15 protein-coding genes are annotated in these 16864 nt (G+C 63.8%); 9 read left to right on the top strand and 6 right to left on the bottom strand.

Annotation, left to right across the window (positions count from 1 at the left end; all coding sequences use genetic code 11):
• Positions 1–15: 15 nt before the first annotated feature.
• A complete protein-coding gene (locus EN852_RS21705; protein WP_127876905.1) occupies positions 16–804 on the bottom strand; it encodes a 3-hydroxybutyrate dehydrogenase in 789 nt (262 codons plus the stop codon).
• 225 nt (positions 805–1029) lie between these two features.
• Here EN852_RS21705 and EN852_RS21700 point away from each other — a divergent pair, with 225 nt between their 5' ends.
• The 3 genes from EN852_RS21700 (at position 1030) to EN852_RS21690 (ending at position 3991) form a co-directional block, all read left to right on the top strand.
• Positions 1030–1818 (top strand): acetoacetate decarboxylase, encoded by a 789-nt coding sequence (locus EN852_RS21700; RefSeq protein WP_127876903.1) that lies wholly within the window; start codon positions 1030–1032, stop codon positions 1816–1818.
• Positions 1811–2971: a patatin-like phospholipase family protein gene (locus EN852_RS21695; protein ID WP_127865715.1), complete on the top strand. Its 1161-nt coding sequence runs from the start codon at positions 1811–1813 to the stop codon at positions 2969–2971. The genes EN852_RS21700 and EN852_RS21695 overlap by 8 nt, the downstream gene beginning before the upstream one ends.
• Before the next feature lie 189 nt (positions 2972–3160).
• Positions 3161–3991, top strand: coding sequence for an MFS transporter (locus EN852_RS21690; protein WP_127876901.1), 831 nt, complete (start codon positions 3161–3163; stop codon positions 3989–3991).
• Between the two features lie 58 nt (positions 3992–4049).
• Here EN852_RS21690 and EN852_RS21685 read toward each other — a convergent pair whose 3' ends face one another.
• Both EN852_RS21685 and EN852_RS21680 read right to left on the bottom strand, forming a co-directional pair.
• Complete coding sequence (locus tag EN852_RS21685; protein ID WP_127876899.1) at positions 4050–5660, bottom strand: inorganic phosphate transporter; 1611 nt, start codon at positions 5658–5660, stop codon at positions 4050–4052.
• A 131-nt stretch (positions 5661–5791) separates the two neighbouring features.
• Positions 5792–6325: a TetR/AcrR family transcriptional regulator gene (locus tag EN852_RS21680; protein ID WP_127865712.1), complete on the bottom strand. Its 534-nt coding sequence runs from the start codon at positions 6323–6325 to the stop codon at positions 5792–5794.
• Between the two features lie 96 nt (positions 6326–6421).
• Between EN852_RS21680 and EN852_RS21675 the strand changes: the two genes are divergently transcribed.
• Both EN852_RS21675 and EN852_RS21670 read left to right on the top strand, forming a co-directional pair.
• Positions 6422–7747, top strand: a complete 1326-nt coding sequence (locus EN852_RS21675; protein ID WP_127877101.1) for an efflux RND transporter periplasmic adaptor subunit — start codon at positions 6422–6424, stop codon at positions 7745–7747.
• On the top strand, positions 7744–10827 hold the full coding sequence (locus EN852_RS21670; RefSeq protein WP_127876897.1) for an efflux RND transporter permease subunit: 3084 nt from the start codon (positions 7744–7746) through the stop codon (positions 10825–10827). Before EN852_RS21675 ends, EN852_RS21670 begins: the two co-directional genes overlap by 4 nt.
• Before the next feature lie 109 nt (positions 10828–10936).
• Here EN852_RS21670 and EN852_RS21665 read toward each other — a convergent pair whose 3' ends face one another.
• Positions 10937–11392, bottom strand: coding sequence for a L,D-transpeptidase (locus EN852_RS21665; protein WP_127876895.1), 456 nt, complete (start codon positions 11390–11392; stop codon positions 10937–10939).
• Positions 11393–11744: 352 nt separating this feature from the next.
• Between EN852_RS21665 and EN852_RS21660 the strand changes: the two genes are divergently transcribed.
• Both EN852_RS21660 and EN852_RS21655 read left to right on the top strand, forming a co-directional pair.
• Positions 11745–12077 (top strand): hypothetical protein, encoded by a 333-nt coding sequence (locus EN852_RS21660; protein WP_127876893.1) that lies wholly within the window; start codon positions 11745–11747, stop codon positions 12075–12077.
• A 34-nt stretch (positions 12078–12111) separates the two neighbouring features.
• On the top strand, positions 12112–12276 hold the full coding sequence (locus EN852_RS21655; RefSeq protein WP_127865708.1) for a hypothetical protein: 165 nt from the start codon (positions 12112–12114) through the stop codon (positions 12274–12276).
• A gap of 72 nt (positions 12277–12348) precedes the next feature.
• Here the strand turns inward: EN852_RS21655 and EN852_RS21650 are convergent, their stop codons facing one another.
• Positions 12349–13050, bottom strand: coding sequence for a response regulator transcription factor (locus EN852_RS21650; RefSeq protein WP_127865707.1), 702 nt, complete (start codon positions 13048–13050; stop codon positions 12349–12351).
• A gap of 93 nt (positions 13051–13143) precedes the next feature.
• Here EN852_RS21650 and EN852_RS21645 point away from each other — a divergent pair, with 93 nt between their 5' ends.
• A complete protein-coding gene (locus tag EN852_RS21645; protein WP_245519637.1) occupies positions 13144–13872 on the top strand; it encodes a response regulator transcription factor in 729 nt (242 codons plus the stop codon).
• Between the two features lie 151 nt (positions 13873–14023).
• Positions 14024–16126, top strand: a complete 2103-nt coding sequence (locus tag EN852_RS21640; RefSeq protein ID WP_189546095.1) for an ATP-binding protein — start codon at positions 14024–14026, stop codon at positions 16124–16126.
• Between the two features lie 278 nt (positions 16127–16404).
• On the opposite strand, the gene EN852_RS21635 is transcribed toward EN852_RS21640, so the two are convergent.
• Complete coding sequence (locus EN852_RS21635; RefSeq protein ID WP_127876891.1) at positions 16405–16815, bottom strand: hypothetical protein; 411 nt, start codon at positions 16813–16815, stop codon at positions 16405–16407.
• Positions 16816–16864: the final 49 nt, after the last annotated feature.

Genomic DNA, 16864 nt, shown 5'->3' with positions numbered 1-16864 from the left:
AAACGGCCTTTGTCCCTACTGTGCCGTCCAGCCGCCATCCATCGGCAGGGTGGTGCCGGTGATCTGCCTGGCCGCGTCGGTGCACAGGAACAGCGCAAGCGCGGCAAGCTCCTCGACGGTGACGAATTCCTTGGTCGGCTGAGCGGCTAGCAGCACATCGTGCTTGACCTGCTCCTCGGTCATGCCGCGCGCCTTCATCGTGTCCGGTATCTGCTTCTCGACCAGCGGCGTCCACACATAACCGGGCGCGATCGCATTCACCGTGATGCCGTCCTGCGCGACCTCCAGCGCCACCGTCTTGGTCAAGCCGGCAATGCCGTGCTTGGCCGAGACATAGGCCGACTTGAACGGCGAGGCGACCAGCGCATGCGCCGAAGCCGTGTTGATGATGCGGCCCCACTTACGCTGCTTCATGCCCGGCACCGCCGCCTTGATGGCGTAGAAGGCGGCCAGGAGGTTGATGCGGATGATGGCCTCCCACTTGTCGTCGGGAAACTCCTCGATCGGCGCCACGTGCTGGATGCCGGCATTGTTGACCAGGATGTCCAGGCTGCCGAACGCTTCCTCGGCCTCATGGATCATGGCCGTGACGGCGGCGCCGTCCATCATGTTGGCGTCCGAGTAACGGCACTTGACGCCAAAATCCTTCTCGATGCCGGCCCGCTCCTGCTCGATCGCCGCGGCATCGCCCAGGCCGTTGATGGTGACGTTGGCGCCCTCCGCGGCGAAGGCGCGGGCGATTGCAAGGCCGATGCCGCTGGTCGAGCCGGTGACGAGCGCGTTCTTCGAAGACAGGGAACCCATGGGAGATCTCGCGACAGGAGGGAAGGAATCTAAGGCACATAGTTTGTGCGCCGCAGCATGACAATGCCATGGTCATATGTCGTTGCGATTACAATGTTGTGATGCGGTGTGAGAGCCGTGAAGCTGGTGCTCGAAGACGATGACATGGCACTGTCATGGTGCCGTGCAACATAAACCTCCTGCGCTTTTCGCGCGTATCATTTCCTGAACCGACGGGTGAACAGTATGGAAATCGCCGATGTCGTGAAGCGCGCCTATGCGATGCCGCTCACCAACCCGTCCTTCCCGCCCGGCCCTTATCGCTTCTTCGACCGCGAATACATCATCATCACCTACCGCACCACGCGTGAGGCGCTGGAAGCCGTCGTGCCGGCGCCGCTCGAGATCGACGAGCCGCTGGTCAAGTACGAGTTCATCCGCATGCCGGACTCGACCGGCTTCGGCGATTACACCGAGACCGGCCAGGTCATCCCGGTGCGCTACAAGGGCCAGCACGGCGGCTATGTGCATTCCATGTATCTCGACGACGACGCGCCGATCGCCGGCGGCCGCGAGCTCTGGGGTTTCCCCAAGAAGCTCGCCAGCCCCAAGATCGTGCATGAGGGCGAGGTGGTGGTCGGCACGCTGCATTATGGCAGCGTGCTGTGTGCCACCGGCACGATGGGCTACAAACACCGCGAGGCCGATCATGATCAGGTGCTCGCTTCGCTCGCCGCGCCCAATTTTCTGATCAAGATCATCCCGCATGTCGACGGCAGCCCGCGCATTTGCGAGCTCGTCCGCTATTACCTCACCGACATCACGCTGAAGGAAGCCTGGACGGCGCCCGCCGCGCTCGACCTGCGCCCGCACGTCATGGCCGATGTGGCCAAGCTGCCGGTGCTCGACATCGTTTCGGCCGTGCACTTCAAGGCCGATCTGACGCTCGGCCTCGGCGAAGTCGTGCATGATTATCTCGCGGACCGCGGCCGATCGGCTGCCGTCGCGAACAAGCTGGAGAAAGCTGGTGCTTGAGCGTACCCGCAACAAGGCGGCCGCCGCCACCATCGCTGAAATCACCGCGCAATATGACCGCATCGCCCTGGTCTTCCAGGGCGGCGGCGCGCTCGGCGCCTATCAGGCCGGCGTCTATCAGGCGCTTGCCGACGCCGGCTGCGAGCCGACCTGGCTCTCCGGCGTCTCGATCGGCGCCATCAACGCCTCGATCATCGCCGGCAACGAGCCGAGCCGCCGCCTGCAGCGGCTGGAACAGTTCTGGCAGACGGTCTCGGGCCGCAAGATCTGGGCCTATACGCCGGAAGGCGACATCTATCGCGACATCCGCAACCAGACCTCGTCATTCATGACCATGGCCATGGGCCAGCCCGGCTTCTTCAAGCCGCGCAGCCCCAACCCCTGGTTCCAGCTCTCGGGCGCCGAAGGCGCCACCAGCTTCTACGACACCGCCGAGCTCAAGGACACGCTGGAAAGCCTGATCGATTTCGACGTGCTGAACGACGGCAAGAAGCGGCTGAGCGTCGGCGCGGTCAATGTCCGGACCGGCAATTTCGTCTATTTCGACACCGACAAGGTGCGCATCGGGCCGGAGCACATCATGGCGAGCGGCGCGCTGCCGCCGGCCTTTCCGTCGATCCGCATCGAGGGCGAGTATTACTGGGACGGCGGCATCGTCTCCAACACGCCGCTGCAATATCTGCTCGACCAGGAGGAGGACCGCTCCTCGCTGGTGTTCCAGGTCGACCTGTTCAGCGCGCGCGGCGTGCTGCCGCGCGGCATGGCCGACGTCCTGTCGCGCCACAAGGACATCATGTATTCCAGCCGCACACGCCAGAACACCGACAATTTCCAGCGCATCCATGCGCTCAAGATGAAGCTGCTCGATGCGCTGAAGCGTGTGCCGTCGGACCAGCTGAAGGACGGCGAGAAGGAGCTGATCGCCGACTACTCCGACGCCGGCGTGGTCAACATCGTCCACCTGATCTACCAGCACAAAGGCTATGAAGGCCACGCCAAGGACTATGAGTTCTCCGGCACCTCGATGCGCGAGCACTGGGAGATGGGGCTGGAAGACACCGAGCGCACGCTACGCCACAAGAAATGGCTGATGCTGCCCGACAATGCCGAAGGCGTCACCATCCACGACCTGCACCGCGAAGACCCGACCTGAGCCTTGCGTCCAGCACAGGCGGGGTAAGAAAGGCCGCGAGAATTGCGGTGCGGCGCGCTTGGAAACGCTCGCCTGACTATGAAGCTGTTCTTCATAGCCTATCAACATTGTCGCGAATAGCCGCTCGCTTAAAGCAGGCGTACATCCTGACTGCAGCGCAAAAGCGCTGGGCTCAACGGAGTACCGCCGGTGACCACCGACACTGTTCCTTCGACTGTCGTTCCATCCGGTGACGCGTGGCGCGGCCTGCTTTGGCTTGCGCCGCTCACGGCGCTCTGGCTACTGCTGATCTTCACCTTCCCGGCGATCCAGGCCAGCGGCGTTCCGACCACGGCCCACCAGCTCGCGGCCCACGGGCTTATCGCGCTGGGATTGTGGCTTGGTCTCGAAAAGACGACTCTGACGCCAGGCCAACGCCGTGTGACCTGGCTGGTGGTCATGATCCCGGATACGCTGTGGCTCGTTACCGCCTGGAGCGCCGCGATCAATGGTGTCTTCGACACGGACGCCTCGTCTTTACCAGCGTTGCCAGCGGCGATCTTCCTGCCGCTGATCATAGGCGCGCCGCCGCTGCTGTTATCGAAGCGGATCGACCAGGTTCTCGATGCGATGCCGGCAGGCTGGCTCGTGGCGCTTCAGCTCTACCGCATATTCGGCGGCTGGGCTCTCGCGGCCTGGCTGCATGGCGCACTGCCCGGCGCCTTCGCGGTGCCCGCAGGCATCGGCGATGTGCTGACTGGGCTGCTCGCCTTGCCCGCGGCGTTGGCGGTGGCGACCGGCACAGTCGGAGGCCGAAGAGCAGCGACTCTCTGGAACATCCTCGGCCTTACCGATTTAGCGGTCGCGGTTACCATGGGCGTGATCACCTCTCCCGGTCCGGCACAACTGATCGTTCCGGATGTGCAGAGCATCGGCGCCGGCGCCTATCCGGGTGTGCTGACCCCTGCTTTCGTGGTGCCAAGCTCGATCCTGTTGCACATGTTGTCGCTGCGCCAGTTGCGCCGCCGCAACAGGGGCTGAGGCTGCGCTGACGGAAACGGCGCCGCGAGCCGCGCCGTTTCCTTGAGTGTCTTTCCGCTCAGAACACCTGGCGGAAGATCACGAAGAGCACGAAGGCCAGCGCGATCGAGCAGGGCAGCGTTAGCACCCAGGCCAGCAGAAGGTTGCGCACCGTCGACCACTGCAGGCCGGAGCCGTTGGCCGCCATCGTGCCGGCGACGCCGGACGACAGCACATGAGTGGTCGACACCGGCAGGCCGAGGCGGTCGGCCATGCCGATGGTGATCATCGCGACCAGCTCGGCGGCGGCGCCCTGGCCATAGGTCAGGTGGCTCTTGCCGATCTTCTCGCCGACGGTGACGACGATACGCTTCCAGCCGACCATGGTGCCGAGCCCGAGCGCCAGCGCCACGGCGATCTTCACCCACAGCGGGATGAACTTCGTCGCGTTGTCGACCGCCTTGTGATAGTCGGTGACCGCCTTCAGGTCGGCGTCCTGCATCGGCAGCAGCTTCTTCTTGTCGATCAGCTTCAGCGCCTCGCCGATCAGGTAGATGTCGTTGCGCGCGTTGCTGACCAGGTCGGTCGGAACATTGTCGACCGAGGCGTAAGGCTGCAGCCCGGCGGTCGTGTTGTGGATGTAGCTCTGCAGCGCGAGCGTCGTCTGATCGCTCCACGACTTGCTGCGCACGGCTTCCTGCACGGCAGCCTTTGCGGCATTGGCATCCGCGATCGCGACGCCCGGCTTGACGTATTTGCCCAGCGCCTGCTCGACGGCGACGGAAGCCGACTTGTAGGCATCGAGATAGTTGATGTCGGGCGTGCGGTTGAGCGCATAGGCGGTCGGCACCACGCCGATCAAGATCAGCATGATCAGGCCCATGCCCTTCTGGCCGTCATTGGAGCCATGCGCGAAGCTGACGCCCGTGCAGGTGAAGATCAGCAGCGCGCGGATCCACCACGGCGGCGGCGTTTTGCCCTTCGGCGCTTCGTAGAGGGCAGGATTACGCACCAGGAGCTTCATCGCATAGAGCAGTACGGCGGCGGCGAAGAAGCCGATGATCGGAGAGACCAGCAAGGTGGTGCCGACATTGGTCGCCTGGCCCCAATCGACGCCACTCGTGGCGCTGCCGGCCGGAGCCATGAACTGGTTGGCGAGGCCGACGCCGATGATCGAACCGACCATGGTGTGCGAGCTCGAAGCCGGCAGGCCGAGGAACCACGTACCCAGGTTCCACAGGATGGCGGCAACCAGAAGGGCGAACACCATGGCGAAGCCGGATGACGAGCCGACCTGCAGGATGAGCTCGACCGGCAGCAGCGACAGGATGCCGAACGCCACCGCGCCGCTCGAGGTCAGGACGCCGAGGAAGTTGAAGACGCCGGACCACATGACGGCGAATTCGGCCGGCAGCGACCGCGTATAGATGACGGTGGCGACCGCGTTGGCGGTATCGTGGAAGCCGTTGACGAACTCGAAGCCCAGCGCAATCAGAAGGGCTATGCCGAGCAGGATCCAGGGAACCGTCTTGGCAATCGCCAGATCCTGGCTCAGCGCGTAGCCGACATAGATGATGCCGACGAGTACCAGCACGCCGAAAGCCGGCAGGAACCACTTGGCGCCGCCCGATTGCTCCAGGGGATGATCCGGTCTCGGGATCCCCGCCTCACTTGAAACTACGTCCACCATTGTCCCACTCCATTTGCATCGCAGCAAAGAACCGGGAAGGACGCTATGTCCCCAGGATGAAGCTGGTGTGACGCTCTACAACCTATCCGGTTATTCTCAGAGGCAGAGAGACGAGGAGCTTGCGCTCCTCTCTATCCGGCTATCTTTAGAAGCGAGGAAACCAGAAGCTTGTGTTCTTCCGCCGAGAGCACGTCCGAATCGAAGAGATTCATGCTGCGCAGGCCTTCGATGGCGAGGAAGCAGATCAGCAGCGAGCCGAGGTCGTCCGTTTCCCCCTTCAGCCTTTCTAAGAGCTGCCGCTTGAACGCCTTTATCGGCGCCAGGAAATCGGGATCCTCCGCAATCGCGGAGAACATCCAGGAAGCCGAAGGTTTCGGCTTCTCGCAGTCATCGGCCGAAAGCTGGATGTAAGCCGCGAGCGCGCTTTCACCGTCGGCCTCGGCCATGCGTGCTTCCAGCGCCTGCTCGAACTCCTTGAGATAATTCTCGACCAAGCCCTGCATCAGCTTGGCCTTGGTCGGGAAATTGTAGAGCAGGCCGCCCTTGGAGACGCCGGCGCGGTTGGCGACGGCGTCGAGCGACAGGCTTCCCGGACCCGCCTCGCGCGCCACGTCTGCGGCGGCGGCCAATATTTTGTTGCGCGAATTTGCCCTGCGAGCCTTCATCACGCATCCCCTTACATTAGCATATGCGGAATTGACAAGACCGTCCAGACGGTACAGTAAAGCGCCCGCCATTTGAAATCGGGATTCATCGTCGGTATGTGTCCCGGCATCGATCGTTTGCCGGTTGCCGGCTCGAGGGGACTGTTCGTGAAGCGCTTTATCATCATCACCGTGTTCCTGATCCTGCTCGCTTTGGTGTGCGTCGGTATCGTCGGCTTCAACTTCATGCGCGATGCCGGCATCAAGCAGTATTTCGCCACCATGAAGCCGCCGGCCGCCACGGTCTCGACAGTGATCGTCAAGCCTTCGGAATGGACGCCGGGCGTTGAGGCGATCGGCACCGTCAATGCCGTGCGCGGCGTCGACCTTACCGTCGAAACGAGCGGCATCGTCAAGAACATCCTCTTCCATGCCAACCAGAAGGTCGCCACCGACGCCGTGCTCCTGCAGTTGGACGACGCGGTCGAGAAGGCCGATCTGGTGGCGCAGAAGGCGCAGGCCGCCTCGGACCAGGCGGCGCTGACCCGCGCGATCGAATTGCAGCGGCGCGGCGTGGGTACCGACGCGACGCTCGACGCCGCGCGTGCTGCCGCGGATGCCTCGGCCGCGCAGGTGAACAAGCTGCAGGCCGTGCTCGATCAGAAGCAATTGTCCGCGCCCTTCGGCGGCACGGTCGGCATCCCGAAGATCGATATCGGCCAATATCTAGCCCCCGGCAACTCGGTGGTGACGATCCAGGATCTGGACACGATGCGGGTCGACTTCACGGTTCCGGAACAGCAGTTGCCGCTGCTCAAGATCGGCCAGACCGTCAAGCTCGGCAGCAGCCTCGCCGACATGTCCTTTGCCGGCTCCATCCGCGGCATCGACCCCAAGATCGACCCGGCAAGCCGGCTGGTCTCGATCCGCGGCGAGGTCGCCAATCCGGAAGGCAAGCTGACGCCTGGCCAGTTCGTCCAGATCCGTGTCGAGCTGCCGCAGGAAAACAATGTCATCTCCGTGCCCCAGACAGCGGTGACGACGAGCCTCTACGGCGATTATGTCTTCGTGGTCGTGCCGGCAAAACCCGCGGAGGGTGCCGCTGCCACGCCGGCAAAGCCGGACGATCAGAAGGCCGCCACCGACAAGCCGGCTGCCGACGCCGCCAAGCCGCAGTCGGACACGTCCAAGCCCGCCGACAACGCGGCGAAGCCGGCTGACGCGAAGCCGGCCGATGCCGCGCAGCAGCCTGCGCTCGCCATCTCGCAGGTGTTCGTGAAGCTCGGCCGCCGCAACAACGGTATGGTCGAGATCACCGAGGGCCTCAAGGATGGCGACCAGGTCGTCACGGCCGGGCAGAACCGGCTCTTCAACGGCATGTCGGTTGCCGTCGACAACACCATCGATCCCAGCAAATCGGCGAACAAAGAGGTTCAGCAATGAACTTTTCCGACCTCTTCATTCGCCGGCCCGTTCTTTCGACGGTACTTGCCTGCATGATCCTGCTTCTGGGATTCCAGGGCATCTTCAGCCTGTCGATCCGCCAGTATCCCAAGGTCGACGAGACCGCGATCACGATCACCACGGCCTATCCGGGCGCCAGCGCCGATCTGATCCAGGGCTTCATATCGGCGCCGATAGCGCGCGCCGTCGCCTCCACCGAAAATATCGACTACGTCACCTCGTCCAGCCGTCCGTCGTCAAGCACGGTGACGGTGCAGATGAAACTTGGCTCCAATCCGGACGTCGCGCTCACCGAGGTGCTGTCCAAGGTTCAGGGCGTGCGCGGCACCTTGCCGGATGCCTCCAAGGATCCGGTCATCGTCAAGGGCACCGGGCAGCAGTTCGCGATGATGTACATCTCGATGCAGAACCCGAACATGACGAAGGAGCAGCTCACCGAGTATATCGAGCGCGTCATTCGTCCGCGCATCTCGACCGTGGAAGGTGTCGCCAATGTCCAGATCTTCGGCGCCCAGGAATATTCCATGCGCATCTGGATCGATCCGATCCGCCTCGCCGCGCGTGGCGCCACGGCCGTGGACGTGCTGACCGCGATCAACAACTCGAACTTCCTGTCGGCGCCCGGCAACACCCAGAACGAGTATGTGGTCTCCTCGATCACCGTGCATTCGACCCTGCAGACGCCGGAGGCGTTCGCCCAGCTCCCGATCCGCTCGACGAACGGCGAGGTTGTGCGCCTGCGCGATGTCGCGCGTGTCGAGCTCGGCGCAGAGAACACCGACACCAGGGTGAGCTTCAACGGCAAGCCCGGCACTTTCCTTGCCATCTTCCCGACGCCTGCCGCCAACCCGCTGACGACCGCGGCCGCGGTCACCAAGCTCGTGCCGGTGATTCAGGAAACGCTGCCGAAAGGCATGACGATCGAGGTCGTCTACGACGCCACCGGCCAGATCAGCGCCTCGATCGAGGAAGTGTTCAAGACCATCGGCGAGGCGGTTGCCATCGTCATCGTGGTGATCCTTCTGTTCCTGGGCTCGTTCCGCTCGGTGATGATGCCGATCGTGACGATCCCGCTGTCGCTGATCGGCGTCTGCTTCATCCTGTTTGCAGTCGGCTACTCGATCAACCTTCTGTCGCTGCTTGCCATGGTGCTGGCGATCGGCCTCGTCGTCGACGATGCCATCGTGGTGGTGGAAAACATCCATCGCCACATGGAAGAGGACCACATGTCGCCGATGCAGGCGGCCTTCAACGGCATGCGCGAGATCTTCTCGGCCATCGTCGCCATGACCATCACGCTGGCCGCGGTGTTCGCGCCGCTTGCCTTCACCGGCGGTCTGACCGGCGCGCTGTTCCGCGAATTCGCGGTCACGCTAGCCGGCTCCGTGGTGCTGTCCGGCCTGATCGCGGTGACCATCACGCCGATGATGTCGGCGCGCCTGCTGAAGGCCGGCGCGCATGGCCGCTTCCAGCGCATCGTCGATGGTATCTTCGGCCGAGTCGAGCATGTCTACGAGCGCGCGGTCACCGCCTCCTTGAGAAACCGGCCGGTGACGTTGATCATCGTCGTGGCGCTTGTTGCGCTTACCGGCTTCATGTTCACCAAGACCTCGACCGAGCTTGCGCCGGAGGAAGATCAGGGCTTCCTGCTCTCGATCGTGACTGCGCCGCGCTACGCGACGTCGGACTACACGGAGACCTACGTCAACCAGATGCTCGGCCTGGTGAGGGATATCCCGGAGACCAGGGCGCAATTCTCGGCCGTCGCCTTCGGCGGCGCGACCAACGGTGCTTTCGTCGGCTTCGCCTTCAAGGATTGGGCCGACCGCAAGCGCAGTTCGAAGGAACTGCAGGCCGACATCACCGCACGGCTCGCCAAGGTCGCCGGCGTTCAGGCCTTCGTCTTCGCGCCGCCGACGCTGCCCGGCTCCGGCGGCGGTCTGCCCATCTCCATGGTGGTTCGCTCGATCGGCGATCCTTCCGAGGTCTTCGACCAGGCGGAGAAGATCAAGAACAAGGCGCAGGCTTCCGGCCGCTTCATCGTCGTCCAGAACTCCATGGCCTACGACGCGCCGCAGGTGACCGTCACCATCGACCGCGAGCGCGCGGCGGCGTTGAACCTGCCGATCGCCGATATCGGCAACACGTTGACGCTGCTTGTCGGCGGCGCCGAGGTGGCCCAGTTCGACCGCGATTCCAACAGCTACGACATCATCCCGCAGGTGCCGCAGGAATTCCGCGACAACCCCGAGAAGCTCGGCGAATATTTCGTTCGCAGTGTCGACGGCAAGATGGTGCCGCTGTCGGCTGTGGTGAAGATCTCGACCAATGCCTCGCCGGCCGCCATCGAGCAGTTCAACCAGCTGAACTCCTCGACGATCTCGGCCTTGCCACTGCCCGGCGTGACCACCGGCGACGGCTTGAAGGTGCTGGAGGATCTCGCCAAGGAGACCCTGCCGGACACCTTCTTCGTCGACTATTCCGGTCAGTCGCGGCAAGAGAAGGAACAGGGCAACACCATCCTGATCGCCTTCGCCGCGGCGGTGGTCGTGATCTATCTAGTGCTGGCGGCCCAGTTCGAGAGCTTCCGCGACCCGCTGATCATCATGATGGCGGTGCCGCTGTCGATCTTCGGCGCCATCGTGCCGCTAAACATCGGGCTGGGGACGCTCAACATCTACACCCAGGTCGGCCTGATCACGCTGATCGGCCTGATCACCAAGCACGGCATTCTGCTGGTGGAGTTCGCCAACCAGCAGCGTGAGATCCACGGCATGCGCCGCCGCGACGCCATCATCGCTTCGGCCAAGGTGCGCCTGCGGCCGATCCTGATGACGACGGCGGCCATGGCGCTGGGCGTCGTGCCGCTGATCATCTCCAGCGGCGCGGGCGCGGCCGCCCGCTATTCGATGGGCCTGGTCATCTTCACCGGCATCCTGGTCGGCACCATGTTCACGCTCTTCGTCGTGCCGATGTTCTACACCTTCATCGCCAGCAAGGACCTGCCGCATCTCGCCGAGAAGCCTGATCCGAAGCTGATGCCGGCGTTGCCGAGCTGAGCGGAGGCAATAGCGAATAGGGAGTAGCGAATAGGGAAAGAAAAGGCGTTCGCGCCGGAAGACGCTATTCGCTATTCTCAAAAGAGGCCGGGGTTCCCGGCCTCTTTTGCTACTTGACGATCACGATGCTGGTGTTGCCGGGGCCGAAGGCCTCGACGAGCTGATAGAAGTCGGCCGCCGCATCCGGATGCAGCCGCACGCAGCCATGCGAGGCCGGGCTGCCGAGACGGCTGATGGCATAGGTGGCGTGGACGGCATAGCCGCCGCTGAAGAACACCGAATGCGGCATCGGCGCGTTGTCGTATTTTTTTGAATACCACATCTCATGCATACGCGTCGGCTTGAACGAACCGGTCGGCGTGATGTGCCTTCTGTCGCCGGTCGACACCTTCCACGTGTAGGTCGGGCGGCCGTCGACCGTGACTTCCATGATCTGCTGCGACAGCGAGACCTTGGCTACGATCTGGTTGGCGTGAGCGGCATTGCCGGCGCCAAAGAGCAGCGCGGCGCCGGTGAGCGCGGCGGCGGCGATATTGATGAGCTTGGCGGAAATGGCGGTATGCATGACGGATCCCTCTCTGTTTTTGCCGTTGTGTCCGGCTTCAATTTCGATGGGCTCTTATCGTGCTCGTCCGTTTCCGAGCTATTTCGCTTGATGCTCGTTTCTGTTTCGAATTCGTTTCCATAAGTTAACAAAAGCTCCGCCCAGCTGTTACATCGGACCTCTTCTGAGACGCGGTGGGCGGACGGCTACACAATGGGCTTGGTTCGGAAACGAAAGTTCATTTCATTTGTATATGAAACATTTACGCCCACCTTCGAAACCAAACTGCAACAAAGTGCAGCCACGGCGGCATGATCTGGATACAGGCCGGCGGCAGATTTGACGCAACGGGAACAGACATCTGCAAACGAAAATGGGCAGGAAATCGAAACTCCGCTCCTGGCTTCTCAGGATCAGCATCGCGGCAATCGCGCTCGGCGGCGCCGGCTCGGTGGCCGGCAGCCCGGTGACGGCGCTGGCGGCGATGACGTCCGGCGAGGTTTCGACACTGCACATGGCTCTGTTCATCGCCACGGTCTGGATTGTCTCCAGCCTGCGCGTCCACCGGCTGAAGGCCCTCTGGCGGGTCGGCCTCCGGCTGATGAGGACGCGCGGCCCCTCCGGCTACTTGCTGCCGAGAGGACCGAAGGCCCGCGCCGCAGCGGGGGGCTCCGTCAGCGGCGCGGGCGCTTCGGGAGTTTCCTGAAGCACCGACGATTTCGCGATTGGGATTTAAAGAGATGAAGACGACATTTGCTGCCTCGGTGCTTTCGGCACTGCTCTACGCTCAAGGCTTGCTCGGCTTTGCCGCGCTGGCGACGGTGCTGCTCAAGGAGCGCGCCCACGCCGAGACAACCGCCGGCGCCGACATTCTATCCGGCCCCTCGATCATCGTGGTGCGCTGAGCGCCAGGCGCCGGCCCCAAAATGACCACCGCTTTGGGGAATCCGATGCGCGGAAGCCTCGCTCACTTGAATTCATTCATTGCGCGACGCCGGCGGATCGAAACGATAGCCGGCGCCCCTGATGGTGGTGATGGTATCGGTGTCGAGCTTGCGGCGCAGCCGCACGATGCGCGAATCGATCGAACGGTCGAAGGCGTCCGCATTCTCAGCCGGGGCCGCGGCAATGATGTCGTCGCGCGTCAGCACCTTGCGCGGGCTGGCCAGGAACAGCTTCAGCAACGCCACCTGTCCCGGGGAAAGCTGATCCTCCGCCCCCGAGCGATGCATGACCATAGCCGATCGCAGGTCGACGGTGGCGTTCTCCAGCACGATCAGTTCTCCGGGGGCCCTGCCGCGCCTCATCAGCAGGCCGCCGATGCGCGCGGCAAGCTCGCGCACGTTGAGCGGGCTTTCGATCACGTCGGCAGCACCCAGCTCGAGCGCCAGCACCTTGTCGACAAGGTCGCGCGGCCGGCAGATCAGGATGAAGTCGGGACCGCCTTCGCCGCCCCCGCCCTGGCTGCTGTACCGCTTGAGCAGTTCGCGGCTCTCGGCCTGGGTGACCTCGTCGCCGACCACCACGACATCGATGCCGCCGGCCGAAAGCAGCGTCTCCGCCTCCCAGGGCTGGCGCGCCTGGCGCACATCGTGCCCGCGCCGATCGAGATGGGCGGCCAGATCGCCCGCCACCACCTCGGCGACGGATACAAGCGCAATGACGGATCGTGCGGCCATTTTTCTCCACCCGCCACAGACAACTCGAGATGAGTGCTGGACATCATGTTTATACCCAATCTACTTTCCGCTGAAAGCGGGAGCGAGCGCGTCGTGAAGGCACGCATCATCGTCGTCGAGGACGAACCGGATCTGAGGGAGGCCGTGGCCGAGTATCTCGGCGCCAGCGGCTATGATGTCGTGACGGCCGAGAATGCCGTGGCGGCGCGCGCGCTGTTCGAAACGCAGCCCTTTCACCTTGCCATCCTCGACATCGCCATGCCCGGCGAGGACGGACTGTCGCTCGGCCGCTGGCTGCGCTCGAAAACGCAGATCGGCATCATCTATGCGACCGCCGCCGGCACCGCGCTCGACCGCATTGTCGGGCTGGAACTCGGCGCCGACGATTACATCGTCAAGCCATACGAATTGCGCGAGGTGCTGGCGCGGGTACGCAGCGTTTTGCGCCGCGTGCCGCAGCCGGCCGAGCCGCAAGCCGCGAAGGCCGAAGCCGGCAATCGTCGCTTCATGAATTTCGGCGGCTTCCAGGCCGATTTCGACGGCAGGCTGGTCACTGCCGCCAATGGCGCGGTGATCGAGATGGCCAAGAGCGAGTTCGACGTGCTCGAGGTTTTCCTCACCCGCGCCAACCGGCTCCTGACGCGGGCGGCGATTTCGGAAGCCATCGGCTTCGTCGAGGATCCGGAATCCTCGCGCGCGGTCGACATCCGCATCATGCGGCTGCGAAAGAAGATCGAGGCCGACCCCGCCAATCCGAAATTCCTGCGCACGGTGCGCGGCGAAGGCTATATCTTTTCGCTGCCGAGCGGTGACGCCAACTAGGGCAGGTCCGGGGAAGTGCGAGCGGTTGGCTCGGCGGTTTCGCCGTAGCCTTCCGTCCGGAATTGCGTCAAAACAAAGCGATAGAGCGGTTCGCCGTTTCCGTCAGTACGGAGGGATGCTCTGAACGACTACGTCCAGGCCTGGAATGACCATGACTGCTGATGCAGCTCGCACCGATACGCATGGCTCGCGCCCGGGCGGCGCCGCGATGGCGGCCGTCCATGTCGTGCGCCGCCTGCGCGAGGCCGGCGACTGGCAGCGCGAGATGGACGACATATTGGGCACGATGTGCCGCAAGATGGATTGCCAGCGCGGCATCCTCTTCCGGCTGCGTGAATTGCCGGGCGAAGGCTTCGCCCAGTCCGTCGCCGCGTATTGGATCGACCCGGATTTCGGCGGCGAGCTGGCGTCGCCCACGGTGATCATGCAGTCGATCATCAACTCGGATTCCTTGCTGGAGCGCCTGCAGGAAGACGAGCGGCAAGGCAAGATCTTCTCCGGCCACACGCGCGACCTCGACGGCTTCCTGCGGGCCGATTTCGAGAAGCAGAGCATCAAGTCGTTCCTGTCCGTCTCGGTTTTCGCGCATGGCCACCTCTGGGGCACGCTGGCCGTCAACGACTGCGTCGCCGAGCGCGAATGGACGGATGAGGAAGAGGCGACGCTGCACATCATCGCTTTGGCCATCGGCGACGCCATCGAGCGCTCGCCATCCGAGGCGCATGCCAGTGAAGTGATCCGCCGCACCATGCTGCAGGCCTCGCTCGACGCCATCATCGTCATCGACGAGACGGGTTCGATCATCGAGTTCAATCCGGCCGCCGAGAAGATGTTCGGCTTCCAGCGCAGCGCCATCCTCGGCAAGGACCTGCTCGATACCATCGTTCCGATATATTACCGCAAGGGCTATGCCTCGGGTGCCGACTACATGGCCGGCCGCGGCGCCCCGATGGTCGGCCAGCGCCTCGAGACCGTCACCCAGAATGCCGCCGGCGAGATTTTCCCGATCGAGCTGACGGCGACGGAGATGCGCGTTGCCGACCGCCGCCTGATCTTCGGCTCGATCCGCGACCTGCGCGAAAAGCTGCAGGCCGAGGAAGAGATCAACCGCCAGCGCGAGAAGCTGCATCAGAACGAGAAAATGGCGGCGATGGGCTCGCTGCTCGCCGGGGTCTCGCACGAGCTCAACAACCCGCTGGCGGTGGTGGTGGCGCAGTCGACGCTGCTGCACGAATTCGCCGGCGACCCGCAGACCAAGGTGCGGGCCGAGAAGGTGCGCGCCGCCGCCGAGCGCTGCGGCCGCATCGTCAAGAGCTTCCTGTCTATGGTGCGGCTGCATCCGACCGAGCAGGCCGAGACCGATCTCAACCAGGTGATTCGCTCGGCGCTCGAAGTCACCGCCTATGGTGCCCGCTCCAGCGGCATCATCATCGACACCGATTTCGCCGACGGGCCGCTGCTTGCCATGGCCGACGCCGACCATATCACGCAGGTGGCGGCGAACTTCCTCATCAACAGCCAACATGCGCTGGCCGGCGTCACCGGCGAGCGGCGCATCAAGGTGCGGACATTCCGCAACGAGCGCGGCAATCCAGGCTTCTCCGTCGAGGACAACGGCCCGGGCATTCCCGAGGCGATTCGCTCGCGCATCTTCGAATCCTATTTCACCACCAAGCCGGTCGGGGTTGGCACCGGCATCGGCCTGTCGATCTCGAAGTCGATCGTCGAGCGCCACAACGGCAACATCTGGTTCGAGGAGGTCGTGCCGCAGGGCGCGCGCTTCGTCGTCCAATTGCCGGCGATTGCCGGCGGCGTGACGAGCGCCGGTGAAGGGCCGGCGCGCTCGAGCGGGTTGCGCCATGCCTTGATCATCGACGACGAGCCCGACGTCGCGGGCTCGCTTTCGGATATACTGGAGTTGATGGGGCTGAAGTCTCGCGTGGTGGCAAGCTGGACCTCTGCCGCCGATGTGCTCACCGGCCATATGCCGCCGGACATCGTCTTTTCCGACCTGCGCATGCCGGGCACCAGCGGCATCGCGATCTACCGCCAACTGCTTGCTGAGAAGCCGGCGCTGGCAAAGCGCTTCGTGCTGGTGACCGGCGATCTGATCGGCGCCAAGGCGGAGATCGAAGCGCTGCCGCCGCCGCAACGCCCGCACATTCTGGAAAAGCCCTTCTCGACGCTCGACGTCCGCGGCATCCTGTCGGCCGTCGCCGACGAAGCCGCAGCCGACAACGGCGCGCACATCTGAGCGGGGCAGGTGGTATGGCCTGCAACGGATAAGTGATCGGGCCTGAGCTTACGCAGCCGCAGGATCTGCCGAGATTCAGGTCAAGCCGAGCCGAGAGTGGCGGTTCGCGAGAACCGGAGCGGAGCGTACTTGTCGTACGTGAGCACCGGAAGCGCAGGGAACCGTCATTCGCAGGCCGGCTTCACCTGAATACCGGTAGATCCGAAAAAAGAGGCTCCCGACCGATTTTCGCGGCGGGAGCCTGACTTGAGCGCAGGAGGGAGCGCTCTGGGGAGGTCTTAAAAAATGTTCGGCGTGTTGGTGAGCGGCGCGGCGTTGGCGATCATGCGCACAGCGCGCTCGCGGTGCTGGCCGGACTGCTCGGCGATGGCGCGCAGGCAATCGATGCTCTCGGCGCCCCAGTTCTGGCCCTTGCAGGCAAAGTCGATTGCGCTTTCTGGCAGGCGGGCGGTCTTGAGCGTGGTCTGCGCGCCTTCCACGACATTGGCCGGCGGGTTGATCGACGCGAAAGCCGGACCGGAAGCAGGCGCGGCCAGCATGCCGACAAAGGCGCAGGCGCCAATCAGCATGAACATCGCCATCGGATGGTCGCTGGCGCGCTGACGCAGCGCAAGCTTCGGCCGGCGGTCATTGCGCTCCGGGCCATGCAGGCGGCGATTGGTATCGGCGGCATGAACTTTCGCAAACATCGGTCGTTCCCTTCATTATCTTTCTTTTTGGCTATGAAACGAACTTAAT

This window comes from Mesorhizobium sp. M2E.F.Ca.ET.209.01.1.1 (assembly GCF_004010375.2).
Lineage (GTDB): Bacteria > Pseudomonadota > Alphaproteobacteria > Rhizobiales > Rhizobiaceae > Mesorhizobium.
The sequence above is the reverse complement of the archived record's forward strand: the minus strand, read 5'-3'. Positions and strand labels throughout refer to the sequence as shown.

Bases quoted from the DNA above. Each gene is read 5' to 3' on its own strand.
- EN852_RS21670 (WP_127876897.1), top strand. From the start codon at position 7,744: ATGAACTTTTCCGACCTCTTCATTCGCCGGCCCGTTCTTTCGACGGTA.
- EN852_RS21675 (WP_127877101.1), top strand. From the start codon at position 6,422: ATGTGTCCCGGCATCGATCGTTTGCCGGTTGCCGGCTCGAGGGGACTG.
- EN852_RS21640 (WP_189546095.1), top strand. From the start codon at position 14,024: ATGACTGCTGATGCAGCTCGCACCGATACGCATGGCTCGCGCCCGGGC.
- EN852_RS21685 (WP_127876899.1), bottom strand. From the start codon at position 5,660: ATGGTGGACGTAGTTTCAAGTGAGGCGGGGATCCCGAGACCGGATCAT.
- EN852_RS21665 (WP_127876895.1), bottom strand. From the start codon at position 11,392: ATGCATACCGCCATTTCCGCCAAGCTCATCAATATCGCCGCCGCCGCG.
- EN852_RS21655 (WP_127865708.1), top strand. From the start codon at position 12,112: ATGAAGACGACATTTGCTGCCTCGGTGCTTTCGGCACTGCTCTACGCT.
- EN852_RS21650 (WP_127865707.1), bottom strand. From the start codon at position 13,050: ATGGCCGCACGATCCGTCATTGCGCTTGTATCCGTCGCCGAGGTGGTG.
- EN852_RS21705 (WP_127876905.1), bottom strand. From the start codon at position 804: ATGGGTTCCCTGTCTTCGAAGAACGCGCTCGTCACCGGCTCGACCAGC.
- EN852_RS21680 (WP_127865712.1), bottom strand. From the start codon at position 6,325: ATGAAGGCTCGCAGGGCAAATTCGCGCAACAAAATATTGGCCGCCGCC.
- EN852_RS21700 (WP_127876903.1), top strand. From the start codon at position 1,030: ATGGAAATCGCCGATGTCGTGAAGCGCGCCTATGCGATGCCGCTCACC.
- EN852_RS21660 (WP_127876893.1), top strand. From the start codon at position 11,745: ATGGGCAGGAAATCGAAACTCCGCTCCTGGCTTCTCAGGATCAGCATC.
- EN852_RS21635 (WP_127876891.1), bottom strand. From the start codon at position 16,815: ATGTTTGCGAAAGTTCATGCCGCCGATACCAATCGCCGCCTGCATGGC.